Raw genomic sequence first — 24,972 nt, 5'->3', positions numbered from 1 at the left:
AAACAATGTATGAAGTTAACTCAATATTTTAAAAAATTTTTCGAAAGCAGCCAGTCATCTGGCATTATCCTTATTTTATGTGTACTTGTATCTTTATTTATCGCTAATTCCTCATTAGGGACAGGATTTCAGAATATTCTGGACAGTCATCTCGGCCCCTATTCTGTAGCAGAATGGATTAATGATGGCCTTATGTCTGTGTTTTTCCTGTTGGTAGGTCTGGAAATTAAACGGGAAATGCTGGAAGGAGAACTTTCCAATATTAAAAATGCTTCCCTTCCTATTTTTGCAGCCATCGGAGGAATGCTTGTTCCGGCACTTATTTATGCGTTTTTTAACAATGGAACTGAATATGCAAAAGGATGGGGAATTCCAATGGCAACAGATATTGCCTTTTCTTTGGCCATTATTTCTATGTTATCCAGTCGTGTTCCGGCTTCTATTAAGATATTTCTTGCTGCATTAGCTATTGTTGACGATTTAGGAGCTATTCTTGTTATTGCAATATTCTATACAGAACAGCTGCACTGGAGTTATTTACTAATATCAGGAGGTATTTTAGTACTTCTTGTATTATTCAATAAACTCGGTGTTAAAAAACATATTTTCTATCTGATTCCGGGTGCGGCCTTATGGTACTGTATGCACCATTCTGGTATCCACGCTACTATTGCAGGTGTTTTGTTGGCCTTTACAATACCTACGAACGCTTCTGAAACCGAGATCTCTCCTTTGGAAAAACTGGAAGGTATGTTGCACACTCCGGTTAATTATTTAATTATGCCAATTTTCGCACTAGCCAATACCAATATTGTTTTTCAGAAAGGAATGGTGGATGGATTATTTACCAGTTTCGGAGCCGGTATTATTGGAGGTCTAATTATTGGGAAATTAGTCGGAATTTTATTCTTTAGCTTTATAGCAGTTAAATTAGGAATCAGTAAGCTACCCCAACATTCTAAATGGTCACAAATGGTAGGTGTCGGCCTTCTTGCTGCCATAGGATTTACAATGTCTATTTTCATAGCAATTCTTTCTTTTAAAGGACATCAGGATATCCAGGATGAAGCTAAGTTTGCCATTCTTGTAGCCTCTACCCTTGCCGGGTTTGGCGGATACACTGTATTAAAACTCACTTCAAAAAAGAGAAGAAGAATCAATTAAAATTAAAAAAAATAAACCTTATAGGTTTTAGAAACCTACAAGCAAAATATTACAAATAACAAAAAATGCCCTGCTAAGCAGGGCATTTTAATTTATAATATGATATTCTATCGAATACCGCCTTTATTAAATAATATTCTGAATGCCAGATACAATAATGGTAAAGACATAATCAGGATCTGGAAGATATGCTCCAGCGTATTCATTGGGAAACTTATAAAAGCATAAACCAAACCTACAACTGAACCACCTAAGTGAGCAGCATGTCCCAAATTGTCCCATTCTTTCGGGTTAAGCATCATATAAACAGAATAACCGAAATATAATGCTCCAAAGATATATCCGGGAATTGGAATTGGAATAAAGAAGAAGCCAATACCCAAATACGGGTTCATGGCAATCGCCGCAAACAAAATACCTGAAACACCTCCACTTGCTCCTATTGCTGAATACATTGGATTATTCTTGTAGATAAACATACTGAAAAGATTTCCGGCAATAATAGCCCCGAAATAAATCAGTACAAAGCCTACCTTTCCGAAATAATCAATTACAATTCCGCTAAAGAAATATAATGTAAGCATATTAAACAACAGGTGCATAATATCGGCATGCAGAAATCCTGATGTCAACAAGCGTATATATTCTTTATTTCTCTGAATAGCTCCTACCTGGAACATATACTGAGAAAAAAATCCTCTGTCGTTAAAACCTTTGAAACTTACTAATGCTGTTGCAGCAATAATAATGATAACTAATAAATCCATATTATAATGTTTCTTTCAACCATCCGAAGAACTCGCGCTGCCATACAAGGGCATTATGCGGATGAAGTACCCAGTGGTTTTCATTAGGGAAATAAACCATTTTGGCTTTCAGCCCTTTTAATTTAGCAGCCTGGAAAGCTTCCTGTCCCTGCTCATAAGATACTCTGAAATCTATGCCTCCCTGTACAATCATAATAGGTTTGTTCCATTTTCCTACATAATTACTTGGGTTGTATGTAGTATATGCAGGTGCATCCGGTTTTTCCCAGTAAGAACCTCCAATTTCATGATTGGCAAACCATAATTCTTCGGTAGTACCATACCATGACTTCATATCAAAAAGACCATCGTGGGCAATAAATGTTTTGAATCTGTTTTCATGAATACCCGCCAGCATAAATACAGAGTAACCGCCATAACTTGCTCCTACAGCTCCCATTCTCTCTCCGTCTACATAAGGAAGTGTTTTCGCGAAGTCAGCTGCCGCCAGATAATCTCTCATTGGCTGTCCTCCCCAGTCTTTACTGATATCAGCATTCCATTTCACTCCCCAACCTGGCATACCACGTCTGTTCGGAGCAACGATGATATAATCGTTAGCTGCCATAAGAGCCATATTCCAACGCTGGCTGAAAGTTTGAGTAAGTGCCGATTGTGGACCTCCCTGGCAATATAATAACGTCGCATATTTTTTATTCGGGTCAAAGTTCGGCGGATAGATAAACCATACTCCCATTTCTTTACCGTCTGACGTTTTCACCATTTTCAATTCGCTCTTACTTGGCGTAATTGCAGCGTAATTATCTTTATTAACGTCAGTGATCTGTGTAAATTCACCATTCTTTAAAGAAACATTAAACAGATCAGGACTATGATTAAAGTCCGTTCTGGTTACTAATAATCCGTTTTTAGTTTCGGCAAAAATTCCGCTAACATCGAATTTATCTTTTGTTACCTGTGCTATTTTAGCATTCTGAGGATTAACGCTGAATAGTTGTCTTACTCCTCTGTATGCTGCATTGAAGTAAATAGTTTTTGCATCTTTGGACCAATAGAAACCTCCGTCTACGCTATCATCCCAATTTTGGGTAAGATTAGTTTTCTTTTTGGTTTTCCAGTCCATGATTACAATGTCATTCTTGTCTGCTTCATATCCGTCCGCACGCATACTCTGCCATGTAAGATATTTACCATCCGGACTGAATTTAGGGCTTACATCATAACCCATCATCCCTTTTGTAAGGTTTTCTGTCTGGCCACTGGCAAGATCATAAGCGAAGATATCTGTATTCGTACTCTGTGCGTATTCTGCACCGTACTTTTCTTTCGTTACATATAACAACTGATTACTATCCGGGCTCCATACAAAATCTTCAGCACCACCAAAAGGCTGTTGTGGAGACATAAATTTCTTTCCTTCCAACAGATCTTTTGCTTTTGCAGCGTCTTCAGAAGTATTCACTACAAAAACATGAGACATTTTGCCTTCATACCAGGTATCCCAGTGACGGTTGTTAAGGTCTGTATAAATCTGAGCTGTAGACTTTGAAGTGTCTTTGTACTTATCTTTTCCAAGAATAGTTTCAACCTGAACTTCTTTGCTGAATGCTACTTTTTTTCCATCCGGAGATACCACAATATTATCTGCATCGTCTCCTATTTTGTAAAATTCTGCCCATGTATTCCCTTTATCTTTAGAAATATAGATTACGCCACCTTCTTTAGCATAAAGACCGTTTTTATCCCATTGAATAATTGCCTTTTTTCCAAAGTCGATTTGCTTTGCAGAATTATTCAGAAGATCCAGAAAATAAGACTTTGCATTTGTTTTCTCGGTTTTCAGATCTGTAATGCCTACTTTATAAATCAGAGAAGACTGATCCGGCGCAACAGCCTGAACAGAGAATTTGCCTAGTGTCCATAATTTTTCCGGAGTCATCACATTTTGCGCATTCATTAATAATGGTGCAGCCAGAGCAACTGCAGTATGCTTTAATTTCATGTACGGTTTATTTTAATTAGTTGATAAGTTGTTTGGTTACTTATATTACAAGTTTCAGTTTTTACCTGTAAATTATATCACCTCCCATAAATCCTACGAAAATAAAAAAATCCATTCACTTTTAATGAATGGATTTGTAAATATTTTATATCTAACTTCTTAGAAGTTGATAATAGTTTTCATTTTTTCCTGCTCTTCCATTACCAACTCGTCGTCAACAAGGATTTTACCTGAGTACTCATCGATGATAATTCTCTTTCTCTGAGCGATTTCAAGTTGCTTTTGTGGCGGAATAGTGAAGTAAGAACCTTTAGCAGCACCTCTTTCGATACCTACTACTGCTAAACCGTTTGAAGAACTTGTTCTGATTCTGTTGTAAGAAGATAAAAGTCTGTCGTCAATTTTTTCAGAAAACTCCTTAGATTTCTCTAAAAGGTATTCTTCTTCTTTCTGAGTTTCAGATACTAAACCATCCAATTCATTTTTCTTGAAGTTAAGGTGGTTAGTTAGTTCGTCGATTTTAGCATTTACTTCAGCTAAAACTTCATTTTTATGATCGATTTTAGCATTGAATTCTCTGATCTTTTTATCAGCAAGCTGAATTTCAAGTTCCTGGAATTCAATCTCTTTACCAAGGGCCTCGAATTCTTTATTGTTTCTTACATTATCTTGCTGAGATTTATATTTTTCAATTAAATTCTGAGCATGACTTCCAGCTTCTTTCTTAGCTTTGATCTGATCCTGAAGATCTTTGATCTCACTGCTAAATTTAGCTGCTCTTTTGTTAAGACCTTCGATTTCGATTTCCAAATCTTCTACTTCAATTGGTAATTCACCTCTTGTGTTACGGATTTCGTCAAGTCGTGAATCAATGATTTGCAGATCGTATAATGCGCGAAGTTTGTCTTCTACACTAATTTCTTGTGCTTTTTTAGCCATATCTATAAGAAATAATTTACGGGATTCGTTTTTATATTCGTCTTTAAGATTGCAAATTTAGTAAATTTTTCGGAGAAAAATTCATATAATTGTTCAACAACGAATTGCTCGGATTCAAAATGGCCGATATCTGCCAGTATAATCCTATTTTCAGCGAGAAAAAAATCGTGATATTTAAAGTCTCCGGACAGGTATATATCACATCCGGCACCTATTGCTGCTTTAATTCCCGAGGCTCCGCTTCCTCCCAGTACTCCTACTTTTTTTATTTTTCTATTCGGAATTTTGGAATGGCGTATTACATCGAGTCCGAATTTTTCTTTTACAAAGGTTAAAAAAGTAACGGCATCTGTTTCTTCTTTCAGCTCTCCATATTGTCCTAAGCCTTCATACTGATTATCGTTTTCCAGACTGTAAATCTGGTAAGCTACCTCTTCGTATGGATGTGCTGCTTTCATAGCTGCAAGAATCTTATTCTTTTTATAGGTTTCAAAAACAAATGATAACTGAGCTTCCTCTACATATTCTCTTTGCTCCACGCTGCCTATTCTCGGGTTAGCACCGTCTAAAGGGCGGAAACTTCCTTCTCCGCTAAGCTTGAATCTACATTGATCATAAAATCCTATGTGTCCGGCTCCGGCATCAAAAATAGCCTGCTCTACCCCATCAGCATTGTCTTTTGGTACATAAACACTAAGATATGAAAGCTGTTTTTGCTTTGGCATCAGAACTTTCATATTTTCCAGGCCTAATTCCTTACATATCCTGTAATTGACTCCAAAAAGGTCATTATCCAAAGCTGTATGAATAGCATAGATGGCAATTTTATTTTCTAATGCCTTTATCACGCTTCTTTCAACATAATTTCTTCCGGTTAAAGATTTCAACCCAGAGAAGATAATCGGATGAAAACAGATAATAAGATTGCAATTGGTTTCTATAGCTTCATCCAAAACCTCTTCTAAAGCATCATGACACAACAATATTCCTGTAACTTCCCGATCCGGGTTTCCACATAATAATCCTACATTATCAAAATCTTCTGCCTGCTGTAAAGGCCATTGTTTTTCTGTAATCGAAATTATTTCTTTAACTTTCATCCGTTATTTAATAATATTTTTTTGTTTTCCATAGAATGAAACATACTTTCATCTATTTCTTTCTGCTAAGAATGACACGAAGATATTAATTTTGCTACAGATGAGAAAAATAAGACTAAAGCCGGAATATGATTTGACTCCACAGGAAGGGTGGTTGGAAAAGGTTTATAAAATCATATACTTGTCGAATACTAAAGCCGGAAAAACTTTTGATATTATCCTTCTTATTGTTATTCTACTGAGTACCGTTTTGGTAATGTTGGAAACTGTTCCGACATTAAGCCTGAGAACGATCCGGAGCTTATACTGGATTGAATCTTTTGTAACCATACTCTTCACCATAGAATACATTCTCCGGATTGTCTGTATAAAAGATAAAAGAGAGTATATTTTCAGTTTTAACGGAATTATAGATTTTCTGTCCATTGCTCCGTTTTATCTCCATTTGTTTTATCCTGCCACTCATTACTTAATTGTTATCAGGTTACTGAGACTTCTAAGGGTTTTCAGAATATTCAATCTTCTGGATTATATGAAGGATGGCCGTTATATTACTTCGGCTCTAAAGCATAGCTCCCGAAAGATATACATATTTCTTTTATTTCTTTCTATATTCATCGTTATTATCGGCTCCTTGATGTATGTAGTAGAAGGTGGTGTAAATGGCTTCACCAGTATACCGACCAGCATCTACTGGGCTGTGGTAACCGTTACAACAGTAGGCTATGGAGACATCTCTCCCGTTACACCTATCGGAAAGTTTCTTTCTATTGTGGTTATGCTTTGTGGTTATAGCATTATTGCTGTTCCTACAGGAATTGTTACTTCAGAATTCCGTCAAAAAAGAGCACTAAAAAATGATCTGGCCTGCCAGCGATGCGGAAATACAGAAAATGATTCGGATGCCCGCTATTGTAAAAAATGTGGTGAACGTCTGTCTTAACAATTTAGACTTATACTTACCAAAGTAAACGGTTGCTTTAGTTTAAATTCCTAATGTTTGGAGGTGTTTTACGTCATGATAAAGCAGGGTTGCTTTTATGCATTCCTTTAATTCTTCTACAGGAATTTTTTCATTTAGCTGGAAAATGATAGCCCTTTTCCCTTCGTATCTGAACTGATGACCAAATACCAGACGAAAGGTATCAACCAACTTGCTGCTACACTGAAAGTACATTGCATATTGCTCCGGGGATTTTTCTTTCCAGTCCATCCGAAGTGTACTCCCGTTTTTGGAAACGAAGCTGGGTTCTCCCCATTTTAGAGTTTCTTCCAATGTGTCTACTCCATCAGTTTCTCCGGCAGTCTCAATCACCAGTTCTCTAAGAAACTGCATCTTTTCACGGATTAATTCCGGATAGTTATTGAATTTATCGTTGACTTTCGGGTCTGTCTTTAGCTTCAGGTTTTTCATATTATATACTCATTGTATAAGGTATAGCCTATTGTAATACTTCTGTATCACTACAAAAGTAACAACAAAGAATATAAAAATAAAGCTGAATAGCAATATACTTTTCCAAATGTAACTACGGTCTATAAAAATGACCGGAATTTCTTCCGGTCACAATTACTAATTATTCAGTACTTTTATCTATCAGATATAGCTCTAAATACTAAGCTATATGACTGTTTATAAATGTAGAAATCTTTTCTACTGCATCCTGAACTTCAGTAAAAGCAGAATCCATATGCATGAAACCATGTATCATTTCTTCATAAATAACAACTTCTGTTTCTACTCCGGACGCCTTTAGATTTTCCACTAATATTTTCCCATCATCATGCAAAGGATCGTGTCCTGCTAATAAGACCTGTGTAGGCGGTGTATGTTTAAAATCTTCAATTAAAACAGGAACAGCTAAAGGATTCTGTTTATCCTCTTCTTTTTGTAAATACCATTCCCATGCCTGCACTCCACCCTCTAATGAAAGGACCGGCCCGTTTGCGTAGGTCTGCCATGATCCTGTACTCAGCTTATTATCTCCCGCCGGGTATATCAAAACCTGAAATCTTAATCTGTCTCCCAACTCACCAGCAATAGCAACAGACAATGCTCCGCCTGCACTATCTCCTACAATACCGATATTGTTCTTATCAATTTTTAATGTAGCGGCATTGTCATAAACCCAATTGGTTACATAAATACAGTCATCTAATCCAGCCGGAAAAGGATGCTCTGGTGCAAGCCTATATTCCGGGAAAATAACAACTGATTTAGTAGCATTAGCCAATTTTCTCACAATGGCATCATGTGTTTCAAAACTCCCTGCTACAAACCAACCGCCATGAGTATAAATAATAGCAGAAGAGTTTTCTGTTCCTAAATTTTCAGGGCGGTATACCCTGACCGGGATACTATGCCCTCCATTATCTATATTAAATTCTTCAATAACTCTTACCATTTCTTTTTTGGCACCGAATTGGGCAGCCATACTCTCATAGCTCTTCCGGCTCATATCCAAAGCATCTTTAGCATCAAATACCTGTACATTCTGCATGTGATCTGCTGCTGCTTTCACTTGTGTTGTTAACTTCATTCTGATAATTTTTATATGTACTGCAAATCATTTTATACAGCACTTATTTTCTTATATCAAAATTATAGCGATCTCTCTTTTATTCCTAATACATTGCTTAATGTATGTTACTGACAATTTTGTAAGTATTGGATTAAATAGCCTAAAACAGAGATCCTGTTTTAACCTTTCAAATTTAAGCTTGTTCAAATTTTATTGCTAATACTCTTCGACAGGCTCAGAGTGACATTGCTCATATAAATTACCCTTCTTTTAGAGGTGTCAGGCTGAGTTAAGTCTATAGTGAGCATGACGAACTATCGAAGCCTAATATTTTTTTGAAATAAAATTTAAACTTTCAGACTTATCCTTATTTTTTTCCGAAAATGAATTTTGCGGCATAGTTTATGTGTTGGGATAAAAGACATAGATACATAGTCATTCAGATATAAAATAAACCCTAAACAAACACTTTTTCACATGAAATTAAGATTACTATTTACAGCCGCACTACTCTATACATCTGTTAGTGTATGGGGGCAACAGCTAAAAGGCATGGATGTGAACATTTCCGAACAAAATTCTGCAATCTTATCTGTTGATCTTTATACAGATGATGCTGTAATTACAGTCGATTCCTATGGGCAGCTCCTAAGATACCAGCCTAACAGAAGAAACAATTTCCAGCAAAGAGATGATTTTGACCGCTCATCCAATGATAACATAAGATACAGGTACGGAAAATATCCGATAGAATATTATAGTGACAACGATATCTGGGGACGCAATAATATGATTAAAAATATCGGAAGAATAGGATTTGAATACTTCCACAAAAATGATATCTGGAACCGTGATCTTTTCTTCAAACAGATTGGAAATATAAACTTTGAATATTTTGATAATGATATCTGGGGAAGAAAAGGAAAATTAAAAAAAGTAGGCAATGTTACATTGGATTACTATTCTGACTGGGACAACAACAAGCGTATGGTTGGACAGTTAAAATCTATACAGGGTGAAAATGACCTGATACAGATTAATGTAATTCCGCAGTACTACTATAGAAACGACGGGAGAAGATAAATATAAAATAAAAAAGGAAGCAAATTGCTTCCTTTTTTATTTATCTAAATGTTATGCTTTAGCTTTCACTAATTTAACTTCGAAGATTAACCATGCATTTGGCGGGATAACACCTCCGGCACCTCTTGCTCCGTAGCCTAAATCTGGTGGAATAAGGAATGTAGCTTCTTCTCCTTCTTTTAGTAAAAGAATACCTTCATCCCAACCTTTAATTACACGACCAGTTCCTACAGGGAATTCGATAGGCTCATTTCTTGAGATTGATGAATCGAAAACCTGTCCGCTTGTTAATTTACCTGTATAATGAACAGAAACTGTATTTCCAGCTACTGGCTGAGCACCATCTGTAGTTTTTGTAATTTTATACATCAAACCACTCGCAGTAGTTGTCATTCCGCTTTTTAGTTCTTCCAATTTCTTTTTAGCCTCTTCTTCTTTCTTCTGAACGAATACTTTGTTGTTTTCAGCAATTTTAGATTTTCCTTCATTGAAAAGTTTAGCCGCATCGTAATGCTTATAAGCATCTCCTTTTGTAAAGATGGTTACTTTTTCTAATACAATGTCAGTTTTTGGTTTATCCTGAGCACCTTTCTCTACATTAGCTACATCATCTATAACCTGCTCTCCTTTTACCACTTTACCAAAGATCGTATGTCTTCCGTCTAACCAAGGTGTTGCCACTTCAGTAATAAAGAACTGAGATCCATTGGTATTAGGACCAGAATTAGCCATAGAAAGAATACCTTTTCCTGTGTGCTTAAGGTCGTTTTTCTCATCATCGAATTTATAACCAGGATCACCCATTCCTGTTCCTTTAGGGTCACCACCCTGAATCATAAAGTCTTTGATTACTCTGTGGAAAATAGTCCCGTTGTAGAAAGGTTCTCCTTTCTTTTTAGCCGAGTTTTCTATTTTTCCTTCTGCTAATCCTACGAAGTTAGCAACTGTTACTGGTGATTCTTTATCGTTAAATTTAACAAGGATATCTCCTTTTGTTGTCTTCAAATTTCCATAAAGCCCTTCCGGCAATTGCTCATAAGCAGCTTTGTCTAAATTGATTTCTTTTAAATCCAAAGTTTTACAGTTTAATAAGGTTAATAATACTGTACACAAAAATACGACTTTCTTCATAAATGACCTGTATAGTATAAATTGAGTTTTTTAGTTGCGCTAAAATAGGTATTTTTATAATGGATATGTCGATATTTATTCAAATATACATTGATAATAACTTTAACTGACCTAACTAATTGTCAAGTTAACTTTGACAAGGGTATAAAAATAAAAATGACCGGAAGAAATATCCGGTCATTTTTGTATTTGTAGTTCTTCAGCTTAGAAGCTAAGTCCTGAAATCATTAACTGTGCATTTGCTTTAGTATCGATAATTGCGGTTATACTACTATTCCCTACCACAAAATCAGATGGTCTGAAATCTATTACCTTACCTTTTATGAAGAGTCCTTTGTAATATTCTTTGTTCAGACTTTCTTCAATGCTTTTGCGGGAACTTTTCTCCATATCCAGTGTAGGAATACCATATTCTTTTTCAATCATATTAATAATCTTCCCTTTGAAAAGGAATACCAATGTCTTCTGAAACACATTACTCGTTTTCAGATTGAACTTGGTATCGGTGAACACAATCTTCTTTTTTACAGGATCATAAGTTGGTGTACCTGTAATAATGGAAGTACCATTAACTGTTCCGCTTGTCTCTGCTTCTATCACTACTTTCTCGTCCTTTCCATATACCTTTATGCTTTCAATCACAATTTTAGACTTCCCTTCTCTGAAGGTAAATTCTTTGTGGAGAAACTGTTGCTCTGCCAGTTTTGTAGCTTCAGTAAATGGAATATTTGCAGTAGTCTGCAGCTTGAAAACATTATCTATTGCAGGTTTGGTGACGAAACCAGGCACTGTAGTTACACTTGCACCAGCTGCCGGCTGATTTCCTGTGAATGTCTCGGAATATAAATCTACTCCTAACGTTGCTGAAATCTGGTTAGCATATACTTTCAGTGGTGTTGCAGAAAGACTTTGCGGGCTAATCTTCAACCATGTATGATACTCTTCGGAGATATTGATAGGATTTACAAATTGGTTCCAGGCCATTACCAGATAAGGCTGCATATTCATTTTTTCCTTTACCTGCTGATCTATAACTCCGGTAAATTTCTGCTGTTGTTTGGTAAGTGTGCTTTCTATAAGTGATGATATAGGAATTTTTACTTTACCATAATCCAGTACAGGTTTTTCTTTCCATACAAAACCTGCAGTTGTAGTCGCTGTATTCAGTGTCCAGTTATTATTAAAACTAATATTGGAGATAAAATTCATCACCACACTAAAGTTTGTCGACTGGTAGGTATAATAACCTAAAGTACCATAACCTTTCTCTGCCCATATTTTCAGAGGTACAGAAATCATAATACGGTTATTGGTTAACCCCTGTATCACAATATTTCCGTTTTTCTCAACTCTGGTTTTAAACTGGTCATTGTTGTTATCCGTATAGGATTTATCCTCATAAATAACTCCGTTAATAGATTGGTTAATTAATCTGTTGATTTCTGCCATTGGAATAACCACCGGAATAGAAATTCCTGACTTTATTTTTGGAAAGTTATATTCAACAGTATCCTGCGCAAAGCTATATGTAGACACCAATACGAATAAAAGTATTTTCTTCATCATAAAAAAATTGTACGAACAAATATAAACAAGTTTCAAATTTGAAACCTGAACTTTAAAATAAAAAACATGCCAAAAAGATATATATCCTTCCGATAAATTATAACAATTTACAAAGTTTATACAAAATTTGTTTTTCCCTTGAATTAAGTTTAGATAAAATTAATTCAGCAATTATATTTTTTTGTATAGGTGAAATTTATCTATATCTAAATTTAATAAATTCACAATCAATAGTTTAAAATTTAATACAATTACTATGATTATATATTAAGATATTTATGTATTTTTACTTTCATCACATAATATATTGAGAAGATGACAATAAAAAAATGCAAAATTTGCAATGAAACACTAGAAAATGTATTTAATGCCCGGGAAATGATGTTTGGCACCCGAAAGGAATTTCCATATGCCCAATGCAGCAATTGCCAGACAATCCAGATATTAGAAATACCTAAAGATATTGCAAGTTACTATCCAGACTATTATTATTCTTTTAAACAATATATTCCCCCCATTACAGGCTCCAAAGCTATTTTAAAAAGACTGCTCAAAAAATACAGAATAAAAAAGCATGGGCACGAAATTCTAGAACAATTGCGTCCACTTAACATACTTCCCAACCAACGAATATTGGACATTGGTTGTGGTAGAGGTAAATTGATCTGTGAAATGTTTAATTATGGTTATAAGAATATTCAGGGTGTAGATAGATTTATTCCTCAAGAGTATCAATATGGTCACAATGTAAAAGTTCTGAAAAACGATTTGAGCGAATTAAAAAACAATAGCTATGATTTATTAATGATGCATCATGTCTTTGAGCATATGGAAGAGCCGATGAGTGAGCTTGCTAAATCTTATAAACTTTTGAAAAATAATGGTTATCTAATGATCAGGATACCTGTGGTCAATAATGCATGGTCGGTTTATCATCGAGACTGGGTTCAGCTGGATGCTCCACGGCATTTTTTTATTCATACAGAAAAGAGTATTAGCATAATGGCTGAGAAAGTAGGTTTTACAGTCGCCGATGTGGTTTATGATTCTAATTCTATGCAATTCTGGGGCAGTGAACTATATAAAAAAGATATTCCTCTGATTAATGAGGTATCAAAAGAATTTATAAAACCAGAGGATTTTTTCTCTCCATCTGAAATTGCTGGTTACGAACAATCTGCGAAAGAACTAAACTATAATAATAAAGGTGATCAGGCTATTTTTTATTTACAAAAGAAAGTTCATTAAAAACCTCATAGGTCTCGGAGACCTATGAGGTTTAGGGGCAATCAATAAACCCGCATATTTTCCTTAAGCCCAGTGTGGATCAGTAGAAGAAACTCTACCTGTTTCTGCCCTTCCTGCAAAAATCCAGTTGTGATTCCCGGTAGAAACTTTCAGATCGTACCAGCCTCCGATTTTAGAAGCCGGAACCAGTACCTTAGGAGTCTTAGCCGGATCAATTCTCTGATTTTGTTTGGTATAAGCATTTTCCAATGTAATAGTTTTTGCAGCTGAAGTAAATGTTATTTCAACATCACCATTACTTTTATGGATCAATTTTACTTCCATTTTCGGAGCTGAATCTCCTTCAAAATTCCGGTAGAAACCATTTGGTCCGAAAACTTCCCAATCATAGCCATTTTCAGAAGATACAGCATGATTGAAACCTTGCTTTTTAAACATCGTATACGGGAATAAAAAGTCCTGATCTTCATTTAGCTTTTTACGGTTGTATACCATCACCGGCGTTGCTTTCTCAGTGTGATTTTGCATATCAATTCCTTTGCTGCTAAAATTAACCTCAAAGTGATATGGCAGCGGATTAGAAGGTTTTAATCCTTTTTCCTGCTTCGGGAAATACCTAGATTGTGCATTTTGCTCAGCATCATTCAGCGCCACAAAATTATTAGGAACAGGTTTTTCTTTTGCGGCATTTATACTTTCTATAAAAACCTTTTCCTGCAAGAAATCCAGTTTAAGATTTTTACTTTTTTCCTGATTGAAAGCCGAAGTAAGGTCTCCGCAGACTTCTCTTCTCCAATCGCTGATATTCTCTACATGAAGATTTTTATTTTTCTTTTTATTCAGGAAATGTTCTAAAAACTGCAAAACAGATGTATGATCGGACACTTCAGAATTTACATAGCCTCCCGTTGTCCAAGGAGAAGCCATAACCATCGGAACTCTATACCCCAAACCTACAGGGCCTTCCATCTTTTCTGAACTATATAGTTTTTCTGTTGAAAAATACTTTTGCTTAAAATCTACATATTCAGCACCTCCTTCTCCATGAATATCGGGCTGCTGTTGTGGGTTATTAGGTGGTAAAAACGGAACAACATGGTCGAAATATCCATCGTTCTCATCATAGTTCAGAATGAAAATGGTCTTCTTCCATACTTCCGGATTTTTAGTCAGAATGTTCATAACTTCCGATATAAACCATGCTCCATACCACTGAGAAGAAGGGTGATCTGAAAATCGCTCCGGTGCAACCAGCCATGACACAGTCGGAAGCTTACCTTCATTTACATCTTTTCTGAACTGAAACAAAACATCCCCTTTTGGCAGATACATTTTTTCACCGTTTACAGGATCTATCTCTTCAAGACTCCAGAAATCTGGATCTCCGGAATTAATAGTAAATGCTTTGTTATGAAGATTCTTTTCTTTTTGAGAAAGCTTTTCCCAGTTCTTAGGATCAAAATTTTTCAGATCTTCTTCGTAATAACGAAGTTCTTTTTCTAAGCGTTCTTTGTTATCCGGATTCTTGCTCAGCTTATCTTTAAGTTCAGTAATTTTCTTCTGTACAAATTCATGGTGTTTAGGCGAGAATTTCACATTGAACTGAGAGAACCATTCTATTGGATTATCTGTAAAGTTGGATAAGTAAGCCTCCTGCTCTCCTCCCATTCCTTTAGAAAGGCTTATTTCATTCTGATATATTCTCCATGAAATATCATTCTCTTCAAGCATTTCCGGGAAAGTTTTCCAGTGTACATTTCTGCTGTAATCCACGGTATCGTTAACTACATGTGCCTGCACATCACCACTCTTTTCGGCTCTGATTGTCCCTGTCCAATGGAAAAGCCTGTTGGGCGTAGTCCCGGTAAGGGAAGAACAAAAATACTGATCGAAAACGGTGAAGGCATCAGCTAGCTGATAATAGAACGGAAGATCGTTCCGGTTATAAAAGCCTAAAGTAAGAGGTAAATCCTGGTATTCTTTTACCCCGGATCTTTTTGCCAGCAACCACTGGTCGTACTTTCCTTTATTAAGAGCATTTTGCTGATTTGTCCATGAATGAGGCAAAGAACTCATCCACGTTGCTCTGGTATTTTTAATATCTAAGTTAAATGGTGCGTAAGTCTTTCCGGCTTTATCTTTTTGGAAAAAAACACTTTTTCCGTCAGGTTTACGAAACGCATATTTGTCCATAAATCCCCTTACTCCCCGTAATGTTCCGAAGCAATGATCAAATGATCTGTTCTCTTGCATAAGAATTACCACATGCTCTGCATCGTAAAATGTGGATCCCTTAGCAGGCTTAATATTCATTGCTTTTAAAATCGAAGGATGTATAACTGTAGAAACCCCAAGGCCTCCCAGTACCATTCCCGATTTTTTCAGAAAATCTCTTCTGTCCATGTTTATTTAGTTTTATTGCCTAAAATTAATGAATAAACTACTTATTTCCGAATTCCGTAAGCAGCTAAAATTTTATTGAAAATTTCTGTATTCTCAAACAAACCTGTAAACTCCTTAGAATTAGGACCGTAAGCAAATACACTGGAAGGAATGGAAGTATGATCGTTTGTACTAAAATTCCCAAATATCCAGCCCTCTTTCAGGCTGCCATCCAACAAAGTTAAACCTCCGGTTTCATGATCTCCTAAAACAACAACAAGTGTCTCTTTGTTTTCATCAGCGAATTTCATTGCTTTTCCTACAACATGGTCGAAGTCCAATAACTCGGTCACCAGCTGTTCTATATTATTGCTGTGTCCGCCACCATCAGTCTGGGAAGCTTCTACCATCATAAAGAATCCATTTTTGTTGGTTTTCAAATCGTTTAATGTAAGATCAAAAGCATCGGCCAGCCAGTTTCCTCTTCCGTTGGTTATTCTTTGTGAGGCCAGAGGATCAATAACTAAAGTACGGTTATTGGTATTCTTTACAGATTTCAAATCTTTATATAAATCGATTTTTTCTTCTTTTATTTTTTTAAGATTATCTTCTGTAAGTCCGCTTGTGGGGCCACCTATAAGTATCTTGGTTTTAGAACTTACAAAATCTTTCAGAATAGGTTCAGAACTATTTCTGTTATCGGAATGTGCATAGAAATCTGCCGGTGTAGCATCGGTAACATCTCCGGTAGAAATAAGACCTGATGTCATTCCTTTTGCAGCAATGATATCCGGAATCTGTGCTAAAGATTTTCCTTCATTATCAACCCCTACAAAGGTATTTTTAGTTTTTACACCTGTAGCAAAAGCGGTAGAACCTGGTGCTGAATCCGTAATATAAGCGTTGGAAGAATTGGTTTTGGACAATCCTGTCGCTTTCATATTAAAGACATTTAATTTTCCTTTATTCGCCGTGAATGCAGCATAATACTGCGGCAATGATGTACCATCAGGAATAAGAAGGATTACATTTTTTACTTTTTTAGTTACCCCGTCAGTTTCATAAGTAGGCTTATAAACACTGTATTCTTTCTGATTTTTATAAAAATTCTTCGGAATAGTATTCATAAATTTCTTCAGATCGGGGATATGATCTGTATTGATGTAATCTACGCCTAAATCCATAAGATTAACCCATGCATTCGGAAAATCGGGTGCTCCATAAAAACGCATAGGCTTTTGCTGCTGATGTGCTTTTTCGACTGCATTTTTTATTTTTGCTGTCTCTTCATCTCTTGGGATACCTTTTCCGTTCCACTTTACCAAAGCTGGTAAATCCGCACTGAACATTCCTACCCTTTTCAGTTCATCTGCCGTATAAGTTTTATCCAGATCACCATCGAAAAATAAATAAGAAGGATAATTTTTGAAATCTTTAGGCTGCGGCCTGCCTCCTGTAATAACAATTTTAATTCCCGGATTACCTGTAATCTCAGGATATTTCTGCAGGGTATTGACTAATACGTCCAGGGTTGTTTTATAGTCCTGTTTAACATCGATTAATAGCTGTAATTTTTTGTTTGCATCCTGATAAATATGTCCGTTATTCAGCTTAATCTGTTTGGCTATATTATCGAGGTAAAGGCTTTCCAAAGTCCGCTCCGGTGATAATTCTTTTTCAGTATGGGCAACCCACAGCTTCCCTTTTACCAGAAAAACATCCGCCTCTATAGAACCAAAATTTGCATAATATGCCTGCCAGAAAGGAATTTCCTGCATATAGTCATTATGCGAATGTGCATTTCCCACATTATAATTCAAATAATTCTGTGCCTGTGTGTTTGCAAATACTGCCAGAGCCAGTATTGCCCATATTTTTTTTGCTTGTTTCATCGTACTATTAAAAAAACTATATCATTGCAGGAATTCCTGCAATGATATAGTATATGTTGTTATATTAAAAAATTACCAGCCTTCATTTTGCTTGATTACTCCGTGGCTGTTTACAATTTCCACTTGTGGAACTGCCCATACATTGTGCACTGCCGGATTGAAGTTTCTTGAAGCCCATACTTCCTTATCATCTGCACCATGCAAAGGTTTAGCATAAGTATCTTTCGCATCACCCCAACGTACCAAATCTCTGTGTCTGTCTGCCCATTCACCTGCCAGTTCACAACGTCTTTCGTGTTTCAGGTCAGCCATTGTACATCCACTTTTCGGTGCCAAACCTGCACGCTTTCTGATCATGTTGATTTCCTGATCAGCATTTTGCCCCGACATTAACAATGCTTCTGCTTTTATAAGGATCACTTCTGCATAACGCATAATCGGTACAGCAAGATCTGTACATGGATAATCACCATTTGCACTTACGTGGCCGCTGTTCAACGGATATTTGAACGCATCCATATACTTGTTGAACTGATATCCCGTTAGAGAGTTGGAAGAAGCATAAGTTCTGTCTTTTCCGTTGAATGTAAACTTATCTCCGGCTTTCAGAATTGTTACATCTCTTCTAAGGTCTCCTGCTTCATATTCTGTAAAAAGTTCTTTGGTGGGTTGGAAATATCCCCAGCCATTGTATTCTCCCCAGCCTTTATTTTCAAGCATTACTCCCGGAAGAATACTTCCTATAGCATTGAATTTTGGTGTACTTGGTATTGACCAGATATATTCGGAGCTGTAATTATTCTCCGCTTTGAAAACATCTGCATAGTTATTCAACAGGTTTCTGTTTCCTTTAGTCATCACTTCATTTGCCCAGTATGCTGCATTTTTCCAGTCTTTCATGAAAAGATATACTTTAGCCATAAGAGCCCATGCAGCAGCCTTATGAGGTCTTCCGAAGTCTTTAGCTGCAAGTTGTTCCTGAGACGGCAGTAATTCCGCTGCCTTTTTCAGGTCATTTATAATATAATTATAGTTTTCCGTTACGTTGGCTGCCCGCGGAATAGGATTTGGATCCGGTTCTTTTGTACGATCAATAATAGGAACACCTGCTTTCTCATTACCGTAACTATATGCCAGTTCGAAATACATTCTGCTGCTCATGAACAAAGCTTCACCCAAGTATTTGTTTTTTACAGCTGCTGATGCCTGAATATTATCTACGTTTCGGATAACACGATTGGCAATACCAATAACTGTATATCTCTTGTTCCACTGCGTTTCCAAATCTCCTGCTGCGATATAATTGCTGCTAAAGTTCTTGGCATTATCGGCCTCACTTTTTGACCTTCCTGTTACCATGTCATCACTGGCATTGATAAACCAGAAAAAACCTCTGCCATAAAATTCACTGTCATACAAAGGCTTGTACATCGCATTTGCCCCTGTTACAAGGTCGTTCTCCGTTTTCCAGAAACTCGCTTCTGTCGGAGTTCCTTCCGGCTGAACATCAAGCTCGCTTGTACATGAAAGCAATGCAGCAGATATTCCCGATACTAAAACTATTTTATTGAAAAATTTCATCTTTTTACTTTTTAAAATTATAACCCGATTTCTACACCGAAAATAAATGAACGAGCCTGCGGATATCTCCCTGTGTCTACACCATACGTATTCATCCCCACTTCAGGATCGAAACCTTTGTATTTGGTAATGGTAAACAGATTATTAGCCGTCATATAAATCCTTAATCTGTTTATATTGATTTTACTGTAAATCTCCTTAGGCAGTGAATAGCCTATTGTAAGGTTCTTCAGCCTCAGGTAAGATCCGTTTTCCACATAAAAATCTGATACTTTAGAGTAATTTCCGGAAGGATCCCCCTGAACAAGTCTCGGAATATTGGTATTGGTATTTTCCGGAGTCCATGCATTCAGAATATCTTTGTCCATGTTATAATTCTGCCCTGTTCCGCCTGGGTTTAATGAAATAAATTTCAGACCGTTGAATATTTTATTTCCATATACTCCCTGGAAGAATACATTCAGATCAAAATTTTTCCAGGTCATATTATAAGACAATCCGTAAGAGAATTTAGGATATGGATTTCCAAGGTTCACAAAATCGTTGTTGTTAAGCGTACCGGTGTTTCCTTCTTTTTTCAGGAACTTAATATCACCCGGCTTAGCATTAGGCTGGATAAGAGCACCATTGGCATCTTTATAATTATTAATCTCTTCCTGTGAGCGGAAAATACCATCCGTTTTATATCCGTAATAAGAGTAAAGTGATTCTCCTACTCTTATACGTGTAGGCTTCAGTACTCCTCTTACAGCATTATCATTGATAAAGATTTCGTTTACATCTGCCAGTTGCTTAACCGTATTTTTTAGCTGACTGAAGGTCGCTCCTATTGAGTAACTGAAATCTCCGGTATTTTTACTGTTGTAGTTAATTCCCAGTTCGTAACCTTTATCCTGGAATAATCCGGCATTGATATACTGATTCGTATAAGTTGCTGTACTCGGAAGGCTTACATTAAAAATCTGATCTTTGGAATTTTTAATGAAATAATCGAACTGTAAAGAAAGACTATTGTTCAGGAATGACGCATCTAAACCAAAGTTGGTTTGTTCAGATTTTCCCCATTTTAAGTTTGGATTAGGGCGTGTTGTAGCATAATAAGCAATATTCTGGGAAGGATCCTGTCCAAAAATAATATTGTTGTCTCTTATCATTAACGGATTCACTGCCTGTGGAGAAATCCCCCCAAGGTTACCCAAGATACCATAACTGCCTCTAAGTTTAAGATTCGAAAGCCATGCAATATCCTGCATAAAGTTTTCTTTAGACATTACCCATGCGCCTGAAACTGCATAATAATTGGCAAATCTGTTTTGTTTGGCAACCAATGAAGAACCGTCTCTTCTTCCCAATACACTGATAATATATTTACCGGCATAGTCGTAGTTAATCCTTGCGAGATAAGAAACCAAGGCCTGCTGATACTTGTAACTGGAAAGGTCTTTATTGGTATCCGCTGCATTCTGAAGGTAGCGGAATACTTCTACTTCACTTCTGAAATCATAAGCTCTGGCCAGGAAACCTTCATCAATTGTCTTCTGGAAAGTAAAACCAGCAAGGAAATCGAAATTATGTTTACCAAATGAAGTTTTATAAGTAAGAATTTGCTCTGCAAGAGAGGTAGAAGAATTATTAGACTGATATTCTAAATTATTGGTATCGAATATTTTCCCGACTTCCAGTACTCTGGAAGTAAAGTTTTTAATCGTTCCAATTTTGAATGTCTGAGAGAAGTTAGATCTGAATTTTAAATTTTTAGCTAAAGTAACCTCTGCATAAGGATTGATTAGAATCTCATGCGTAGGATTTCTTATACTAATCCTTTTAAGGTATGCCACAGGATTAATCATATCTCCATAACCTCCGGCAACATCAATAGGTAACCCGGAAAAAGCTCCTGTAGGTGTATACACCGGAACATTCGGCGGGTAATACATCGCAGCTACTACTGCTCCGGTATATCCATTTTTAGTATCTGCTGTATTTCCATCAGAGTAATTATAGTACATATTCTCTCCGATAGTTAACCAGTCTTTTACCTTATGTTCAGAATTTACTCTGAAGTTATATCTCTTTGCCTGTGTATTCAGTAGGATACCTTCCAGGTTTCTGTGGTTCATTCCTACAAAAAATCTGGACTTATCGTTTCCACCGCTAAGATTAACGTTATATTCCTGGATGGTTCCGGTACGGAAAATTTCTTTCATCCAGTCTGTTCTGGTTACTCTTCCGTCCGGATATTTTTCTGCATTGAAAGCTAAAGGCAGGCTGCTCAGTTTACCGGCATTTTCATACGCCTTATACATTACATCCTGAAACTCTGCTGCATTTAAAGATTCCTTCAATCTCCATGCCTGATTCACACCAAACTTAACATCAAAATCTACAGTAATATTACCTTTTTTACCTTTCTTCGTTGTAATAAGAATAACACCTCCTGAGGATCTCGCTCCGTAAATTGCTGCTGACGCATCTTTAAGTACAGATATATCCTGAATATCGTTAGGGTTAATCGCTGGTGTACCATTAAAAACAACACCATCCACAACATAAAGAGGAGTCTCTCCGTTAATCCCGCCTAAACCACGAATATTTACTTTTGGTGAACCATTGGGATCTCCGCCCTCATTTACAACCGTTACTCCCGGTGCTTTCCCCTGAAGTACTTCACCCACACCCGATAGAGATCTGGAAGAAAGTTTATCCAGTGATGCTTCTGAAACAGCACCCGATACTTTACTTTTTTTCTGTGTTCCGTATCCGACAACGACAACCTCGTCTATGGATTTCTCTTTTAAACTGTCTTTCTTTTGGGCAAACAATACTGGTGAGGCCGATATTGCTCCAATTAATAGCCCCCGGCTTGTAAAATAAGCCACCGAGACAGGGATTTTAAATACTTTCATGGCATCCATTTTAATTCTGAATGCAAAATTAGAACAGTACTACCCCGTGTTACATTAAGGTTTTCTTATGTTTTTATTAAGAAACATTAACTATTATCAATGAAAAAAGTCAATACATTAATATTAATCATTTATTTATCAGGAAGATAGCAGTAAATTAATCATTACACCTGTATTCAGGGCATAATTAAGATTAATTTTATTTTAAATTTAATCTTAATCAGAAATAATCACTGTAACCCCCATATCTTCAAGGCGTTCTTTAGTTTCAAGATCAATTCCTTTATCTGTAATAATAGTATCTACCCTGTCCAGATCTGCGATTTTTCCAAAACCTTTTTTATTAATTTTAGAAGAGTCCGCAAGAACAATTACTTTCTCTGCGCATTCTATCATCGCTTGATTCAGGTGTGCTTCAGCTGCACTGGAGCAGCTAATACCAAATTCCAGATCAATCCCATCAACGCCTAAAAAGAGCTTGTGACATGAAAACTGCTTTAGTACCGATTCCGAAATAGCCCCGACAATGGATGTAGAACTTTTTCTTACCTCTCCACCCAACTGAATAATATTAATATTTGGCACCATACACAATTCTAATGCTACACGCAAAGAAGATGTGAGAACAGTAAGCTTCTGAAAGCTCCCCATTGTACGGGCCAGATAATGTATTGTCGTTCCCGAAGCCAATATAACAGAATCATTTTCATCAATAATATTTGCAGCCTTTCTGGCTATTGCCTGTTTAATCTCTACATTGATGTTCTCTTTTTCATTTACGTTTTTCTCATAAGCAAAACGCGATTGTTTACTGGCTCCGCCATGGGTTCTGTGTAATAAACCTAAACTTTCCAGGTAACTCAAATCCTTTCGAATAGTTACGGATGAAACATTGTACTTTTCACATAGATCCTGTACCAGTACATATTCTTTTTTTTCCAGTTCTTTAAGAATATTATTATGACGGGCTATCATTACTGCAATATTTTAAATTTAACCAAAAATATAAAAAAAATTTTCAAAAAAAGTTTTTGGTTTCGATAAATTTCATATTTTTACAAAAAGCAAATAAAACGAAACAAAATGAAACGAAAAGAAGAGCTTAAAAAAGTTTCACAAAATCAGGAATGGGACTTTATAATTATCGGAGGTGGTGCCAGCGGATTAGGATCTGCTCTGGATGCTACAACGAGAGGTTTCAGGACTTTGTTACTGGAATCCCACGATTTTGCAAAAGCTACTTCGAGCCGGAGTACCAAACTTGTGCATGGTGGTGTAAGATACCTGGCACAGGGAAACATAGATCTTGTTAAGGAAGCCCTGTACGAAAGAGGACTTCTGGCTAAAAATGCTGCTCACCTTGTTAAAAACCAGTCTTTTATTATTCCTAACTATAACTGGTGGGGCGGTATTTATTACAAAATAGGACTATCTGTTTACGATTTTCTGGCTGGGAAACTCAGCCTTGGTAAAACCAGATATATCAATAAAGCACAAACCGTTGAAAAGCTTCCGACGATAGAGCAGAAAGGTCTTGCCAGCGGTGTTGTATATCAGGATGGACAGTTTGACGATTCCCGTTTGGCGATTAACCTCGCCCAAACTATTGTAGAAAAAGGAGGTACAGTGATTAATTATACGAAGGTTGTAGGTCTTCTGAAAAACGAAAGTAATAAAATCACAGGAGTAATAGCTGAAGATCAGTTTACAAAAGAACGTTATGAAATAAAAGCAAAAGCTGTAGTGAACGCTACTGGTGTTTTCACTAATGAAATACTGAACATGAGCAATCCGAAACACGGAAAGTTCGTTGTTCCGAGCCAGGGAATACATTTGGTATTAGATAAGTCTTTCTTAAAGAGCAATGATGCTATTATGATCCCTAAAACTTCTGATGGGCGTGTACTTTTTGTTGTTCCGTGGCATGAAAGAGCATTAATCGGTACTACAGACACATTAGTAGATGAACCAAGTTTCGAACCGAAAGCTTTGGATTCCGAAATTGATTTCGTTTTGAGAACTGCACAACAATATCTGTCTAAAAAGCCAACTAAAGAAGATGTACTTTCTGTATTTGCAGGCTTACGCCCTTTAGCAGCTCCAAAAGACGGAAGTAAAAGCACCAAAGAAGTATCCAGAAGTCATAAAGTTATCGTCGCCGAAACCGGACTTGTAACGATTACCGGCGGAAAATGGACTACCTACCGACAAATGGCTGAAGATACTATAGATAAAGCTATAGAAGTTCACCAACTGAAAAAAGTACCGTCTAAAACCAAAGATCTTTCGATTCATGGTAATATTCCTGCAAAAGATGTAGACAGAAGCAATCACTTATATATTTATGGTTCGGATATCCCGGCTATTAAAGCACTACAACAGGAAAAGCCTGAATATGCAGAAAGAATACATCCAAATAATGAATTTACCATTGCCGAAGTGGTATGGGCAATCCGAAATGAAATGGCCGAAACCATAGAGGATGTATTGGCAAGAAGAGTCCGTCTTCTTTTCCTGGATGCCAGAGCCGCCATAGATTCAGCACGAAAGGTAGCCGAAATTTTAGCTCAGGAACTCGGCTGGGATCAAGAACAAACAGAAAATGAAATCAACAGATTTATTTCACTGGCCAAAGAATATCTTCTTATACCATATACACCAAAAGAAATGAAAAACACTAAATAAGTAC

At 36.6% G+C, this 24,972-nt stretch carries 18 protein-coding genes; 5 read left to right on the top strand and 13 right to left on the bottom strand.

The features are described from left to right. Nucleotides 1-9 precede the first annotated feature (9 nt). On the top strand, nucleotides 10-1,164 hold the full coding sequence (gene nhaA, locus ATE49_RS14560; protein WP_059156402.1) for a Na+/H+ antiporter NhaA: 1,155 nt from the start codon (nucleotides 10-12) through the stop codon (nucleotides 1,162-1,164). Nucleotides 1,165-1,271: 107 nt separating this feature from the next. On the opposite strand, the gene ATE49_RS14555 is transcribed toward nhaA, so the two are convergent. The 4 genes from ATE49_RS14555 to ATE49_RS14540 all read right to left on the bottom strand — a co-directional run bounded on the left by ATE49_RS14555 (nucleotide 1,272) and on the right by ATE49_RS14540 (nucleotide 5,972). Then, a complete protein-coding gene (locus ATE49_RS14555) occupies nucleotides 1,272-1,931 on the bottom strand; it encodes a rhomboid family intramembrane serine protease (protein WP_034870367.1) in 660 nt (219 codons plus the stop codon). A gap of 1 nt (nucleotide 1,932) precedes the next feature. After that, entirely contained in the window at nucleotides 1,933-3,933 is a 2,001-nt protein-coding gene (locus ATE49_RS14550) for a S9 family peptidase (protein WP_065082749.1), read from the bottom strand. A gap of 159 nt (nucleotides 3,934-4,092) precedes the next feature. After that, nucleotides 4,093-4,872, bottom strand: a complete 780-nt coding sequence (locus tag ATE49_RS14545; protein WP_059156400.1) for a zinc ribbon domain-containing protein — start codon at nucleotides 4,870-4,872, stop codon at nucleotides 4,093-4,095. 2 nt (nucleotides 4,873-4,874) lie between these two features. Continuing rightward, on the bottom strand, nucleotides 4,875-5,972 hold the full coding sequence (locus ATE49_RS14540; RefSeq protein WP_065082748.1) for a Nif3-like dinuclear metal center hexameric protein: 1,098 nt from the start codon (nucleotides 5,970-5,972) through the stop codon (nucleotides 4,875-4,877). Nucleotides 5,973-6,072: 100 nt separating this feature from the next. Between ATE49_RS14540 and ATE49_RS14535 the strand changes: the two genes are divergently transcribed. Beyond that, a complete protein-coding gene (locus ATE49_RS14535) occupies nucleotides 6,073-6,915 on the top strand; it encodes an ion transporter (protein WP_065082747.1) in 843 nt (280 codons plus the stop codon). A gap of 42 nt (nucleotides 6,916-6,957) precedes the next feature. Here the strand turns inward: ATE49_RS14535 and ATE49_RS14530 are convergent, their stop codons facing one another. Continuing rightward, a complete protein-coding gene (locus tag ATE49_RS14530) occupies nucleotides 6,958-7,386 on the bottom strand; it encodes a DUF1801 domain-containing protein (protein WP_065082746.1) in 429 nt (142 codons plus the stop codon). Nucleotides 7,387-7,588: 202 nt separating this feature from the next. Further along, nucleotides 7,589-8,512, bottom strand: coding sequence for an alpha/beta hydrolase (locus ATE49_RS14525; protein WP_065082745.1), 924 nt, complete (start codon nucleotides 8,510-8,512; stop codon nucleotides 7,589-7,591). 459 nt (nucleotides 8,513-8,971) lie between these two features. Here ATE49_RS14525 and ATE49_RS14520 point away from each other — a divergent pair, with 459 nt between their 5' ends. After that, on the top strand, nucleotides 8,972-9,577 hold the full coding sequence (locus ATE49_RS14520; protein ID WP_059156396.1) for a hypothetical protein: 606 nt from the start codon (nucleotides 8,972-8,974) through the stop codon (nucleotides 9,575-9,577). A 51-nt stretch (nucleotides 9,578-9,628) separates the two neighbouring features. Here the strand turns inward: ATE49_RS14520 and ATE49_RS14515 are convergent, their stop codons facing one another. Further along, nucleotides 9,629-10,708 carry a peptidylprolyl isomerase gene (locus tag ATE49_RS14515; protein ID WP_034870359.1) on the bottom strand — a complete coding sequence of 360 codons (1,080 nt, stop codon included), beginning with the start codon at nucleotides 10,706-10,708 and terminating at the stop codon, nucleotides 9,629-9,631. Nucleotides 10,709-10,912: 204 nt separating this feature from the next. Further along, a complete protein-coding gene (locus tag ATE49_RS14510; protein WP_234108015.1) occupies nucleotides 10,913-12,274 on the bottom strand; it encodes a DUF4403 family protein in 1,362 nt (453 codons plus the stop codon). Nucleotides 12,275-12,589: 315 nt separating this feature from the next. On the opposite strand from ATE49_RS14510, the gene ATE49_RS14505 reads away from it, so the two are divergent. Next, a complete protein-coding gene (locus tag ATE49_RS14505; RefSeq protein WP_081278489.1) occupies nucleotides 12,590-13,522 on the top strand; it encodes a class I SAM-dependent methyltransferase in 933 nt (310 codons plus the stop codon). A 63-nt stretch (nucleotides 13,523-13,585) separates the two neighbouring features. Here ATE49_RS14505 and ATE49_RS14500 read toward each other — a convergent pair whose 3' ends face one another. The 5 genes from ATE49_RS14500 to ATE49_RS14480 form a co-directional block, all read right to left on the bottom strand. Further along, nucleotides 13,586-15,925, bottom strand: coding sequence for a phosphocholine-specific phospholipase C (locus ATE49_RS14500; protein ID WP_065082743.1), 2,340 nt, complete (start codon nucleotides 15,923-15,925; stop codon nucleotides 13,586-13,588). A gap of 41 nt (nucleotides 15,926-15,966) precedes the next feature. Next, a complete protein-coding gene (locus ATE49_RS14495; protein WP_065082742.1) occupies nucleotides 15,967-17,796 on the bottom strand; it encodes an alkaline phosphatase in 1,830 nt (609 codons plus the stop codon). Nucleotides 17,797-17,868: 72 nt separating this feature from the next. After that, the gene (locus tag ATE49_RS14490; protein WP_065082741.1) at nucleotides 17,869-19,377 is read right to left on the bottom strand and encodes a RagB/SusD family nutrient uptake outer membrane protein; all 1,509 of its coding nucleotides are present in this window, start codon (nucleotides 19,375-19,377) and stop codon (nucleotides 17,869-17,871) included. A gap of 17 nt (nucleotides 19,378-19,394) precedes the next feature. Continuing rightward, nucleotides 19,395-22,292, bottom strand: a complete 2,898-nt coding sequence (locus ATE49_RS14485; protein WP_081278488.1) for a SusC/RagA family TonB-linked outer membrane protein — start codon at nucleotides 22,290-22,292, stop codon at nucleotides 19,395-19,397. A 207-nt stretch (nucleotides 22,293-22,499) separates the two neighbouring features. Then, nucleotides 22,500-23,258, bottom strand: coding sequence for a DeoR/GlpR family DNA-binding transcription regulator (locus ATE49_RS14480; protein WP_081278487.1), 759 nt, complete (start codon nucleotides 23,256-23,258; stop codon nucleotides 22,500-22,502). Between the two features lie 108 nt (nucleotides 23,259-23,366). Between ATE49_RS14480 and ATE49_RS14475 the strand changes: the two genes are divergently transcribed. Then, complete coding sequence (locus ATE49_RS14475) at nucleotides 23,367-24,968, top strand: glycerol-3-phosphate dehydrogenase/oxidase (RefSeq protein ID WP_065082739.1); 1,602 nt, start codon at nucleotides 23,367-23,369, stop codon at nucleotides 24,966-24,968. The last annotated feature ends 4 nt before the right edge of the window (nucleotides 24,969-24,972 follow it).

Source organism: Elizabethkingia miricola, from assembly GCF_001675285.1.
Lineage (GTDB): Bacteria > Bacteroidota > Bacteroidia > Flavobacteriales > Weeksellaceae > Elizabethkingia > Elizabethkingia miricola.
This window is presented reverse-complemented; position numbering and strand designations above follow the sequence as displayed.

What these genes read in the sequence shown, in the direction of transcription:
- ATE49_RS14485 (WP_081278488.1), bottom strand. Translation starts at nt 22,292, where the DNA reads ATGGATGCCATGAAAGTATTTAAAATCCCTGTCTCGGTGGCTTATTTT.
- ATE49_RS14490 (WP_065082741.1), bottom strand. Translation starts at nt 19,377, where the DNA reads ATGAAATTTTTCAATAAAATAGTTTTAGTATCGGGAATATCTGCTGCA.
- ATE49_RS14540 (WP_065082748.1), bottom strand. Translation starts at nt 5,972, where the DNA reads ATGAAAGTTAAAGAAATAATTTCGATTACAGAAAAACAATGGCCTTTA.
- ATE49_RS14530 (WP_065082746.1), bottom strand. Translation starts at nt 7,386, where the DNA reads ATGAAAAACCTGAAGCTAAAGACAGACCCGAAAGTCAACGATAAATTC.
- ATE49_RS14480 (WP_081278487.1), bottom strand. Translation starts at nt 23,258, where the DNA reads ATGATAGCCCGTCATAATAATATTCTTAAAGAACTGGAAAAAAAAGAA.
- ATE49_RS14545 (WP_059156400.1), bottom strand. Translation starts at nt 4,872, where the DNA reads ATGGCTAAAAAAGCACAAGAAATTAGTGTAGAAGACAAACTTCGCGCA.
- ATE49_RS14505 (WP_081278489.1), top strand. Translation starts at nt 12,590, where the DNA reads ATGACAATAAAAAAATGCAAAATTTGCAATGAAACACTAGAAAATGTA.
- ATE49_RS14550 (WP_065082749.1), bottom strand. Translation starts at nt 3,933, where the DNA reads ATGAAATTAAAGCATACTGCAGTTGCTCTGGCTGCACCATTATTAATG.
- ATE49_RS14520 (WP_059156396.1), top strand. Translation starts at nt 8,972, where the DNA reads ATGAAATTAAGATTACTATTTACAGCCGCACTACTCTATACATCTGTT.
- ATE49_RS14525 (WP_065082745.1), bottom strand. Translation starts at nt 8,512, where the DNA reads ATGAAGTTAACAACACAAGTGAAAGCAGCAGCAGATCACATGCAGAAT.
- ATE49_RS14515 (WP_034870359.1), bottom strand. Translation starts at nt 10,708, where the DNA reads ATGAAGAAAGTCGTATTTTTGTGTACAGTATTATTAACCTTATTAAAC.
- nhaA (WP_059156402.1), top strand. Translation starts at nt 10, where the DNA reads ATGAAGTTAACTCAATATTTTAAAAAATTTTTCGAAAGCAGCCAGTCA.
- ATE49_RS14500 (WP_065082743.1), bottom strand. Translation starts at nt 15,925, where the DNA reads ATGGACAGAAGAGATTTTCTGAAAAAATCGGGAATGGTACTGGGAGGC.
- ATE49_RS14510 (WP_234108015.1), bottom strand. Translation starts at nt 12,274, where the DNA reads ATGATGAAGAAAATACTTTTATTCGTATTGGTGTCTACATATAGCTTT.
- ATE49_RS14555 (WP_034870367.1), bottom strand. Translation starts at nt 1,931, where the DNA reads ATGGATTTATTAGTTATCATTATTATTGCTGCAACAGCATTAGTAAGT.
- ATE49_RS14475 (WP_065082739.1), top strand. Translation starts at nt 23,367, where the DNA reads ATGAAACGAAAAGAAGAGCTTAAAAAAGTTTCACAAAATCAGGAATGG.
- ATE49_RS14495 (WP_065082742.1), bottom strand. Translation starts at nt 17,796, where the DNA reads ATGAAACAAGCAAAAAAAATATGGGCAATACTGGCTCTGGCAGTATTT.
- ATE49_RS14535 (WP_065082747.1), top strand. Translation starts at nt 6,073, where the DNA reads ATGAGAAAAATAAGACTAAAGCCGGAATATGATTTGACTCCACAGGAA.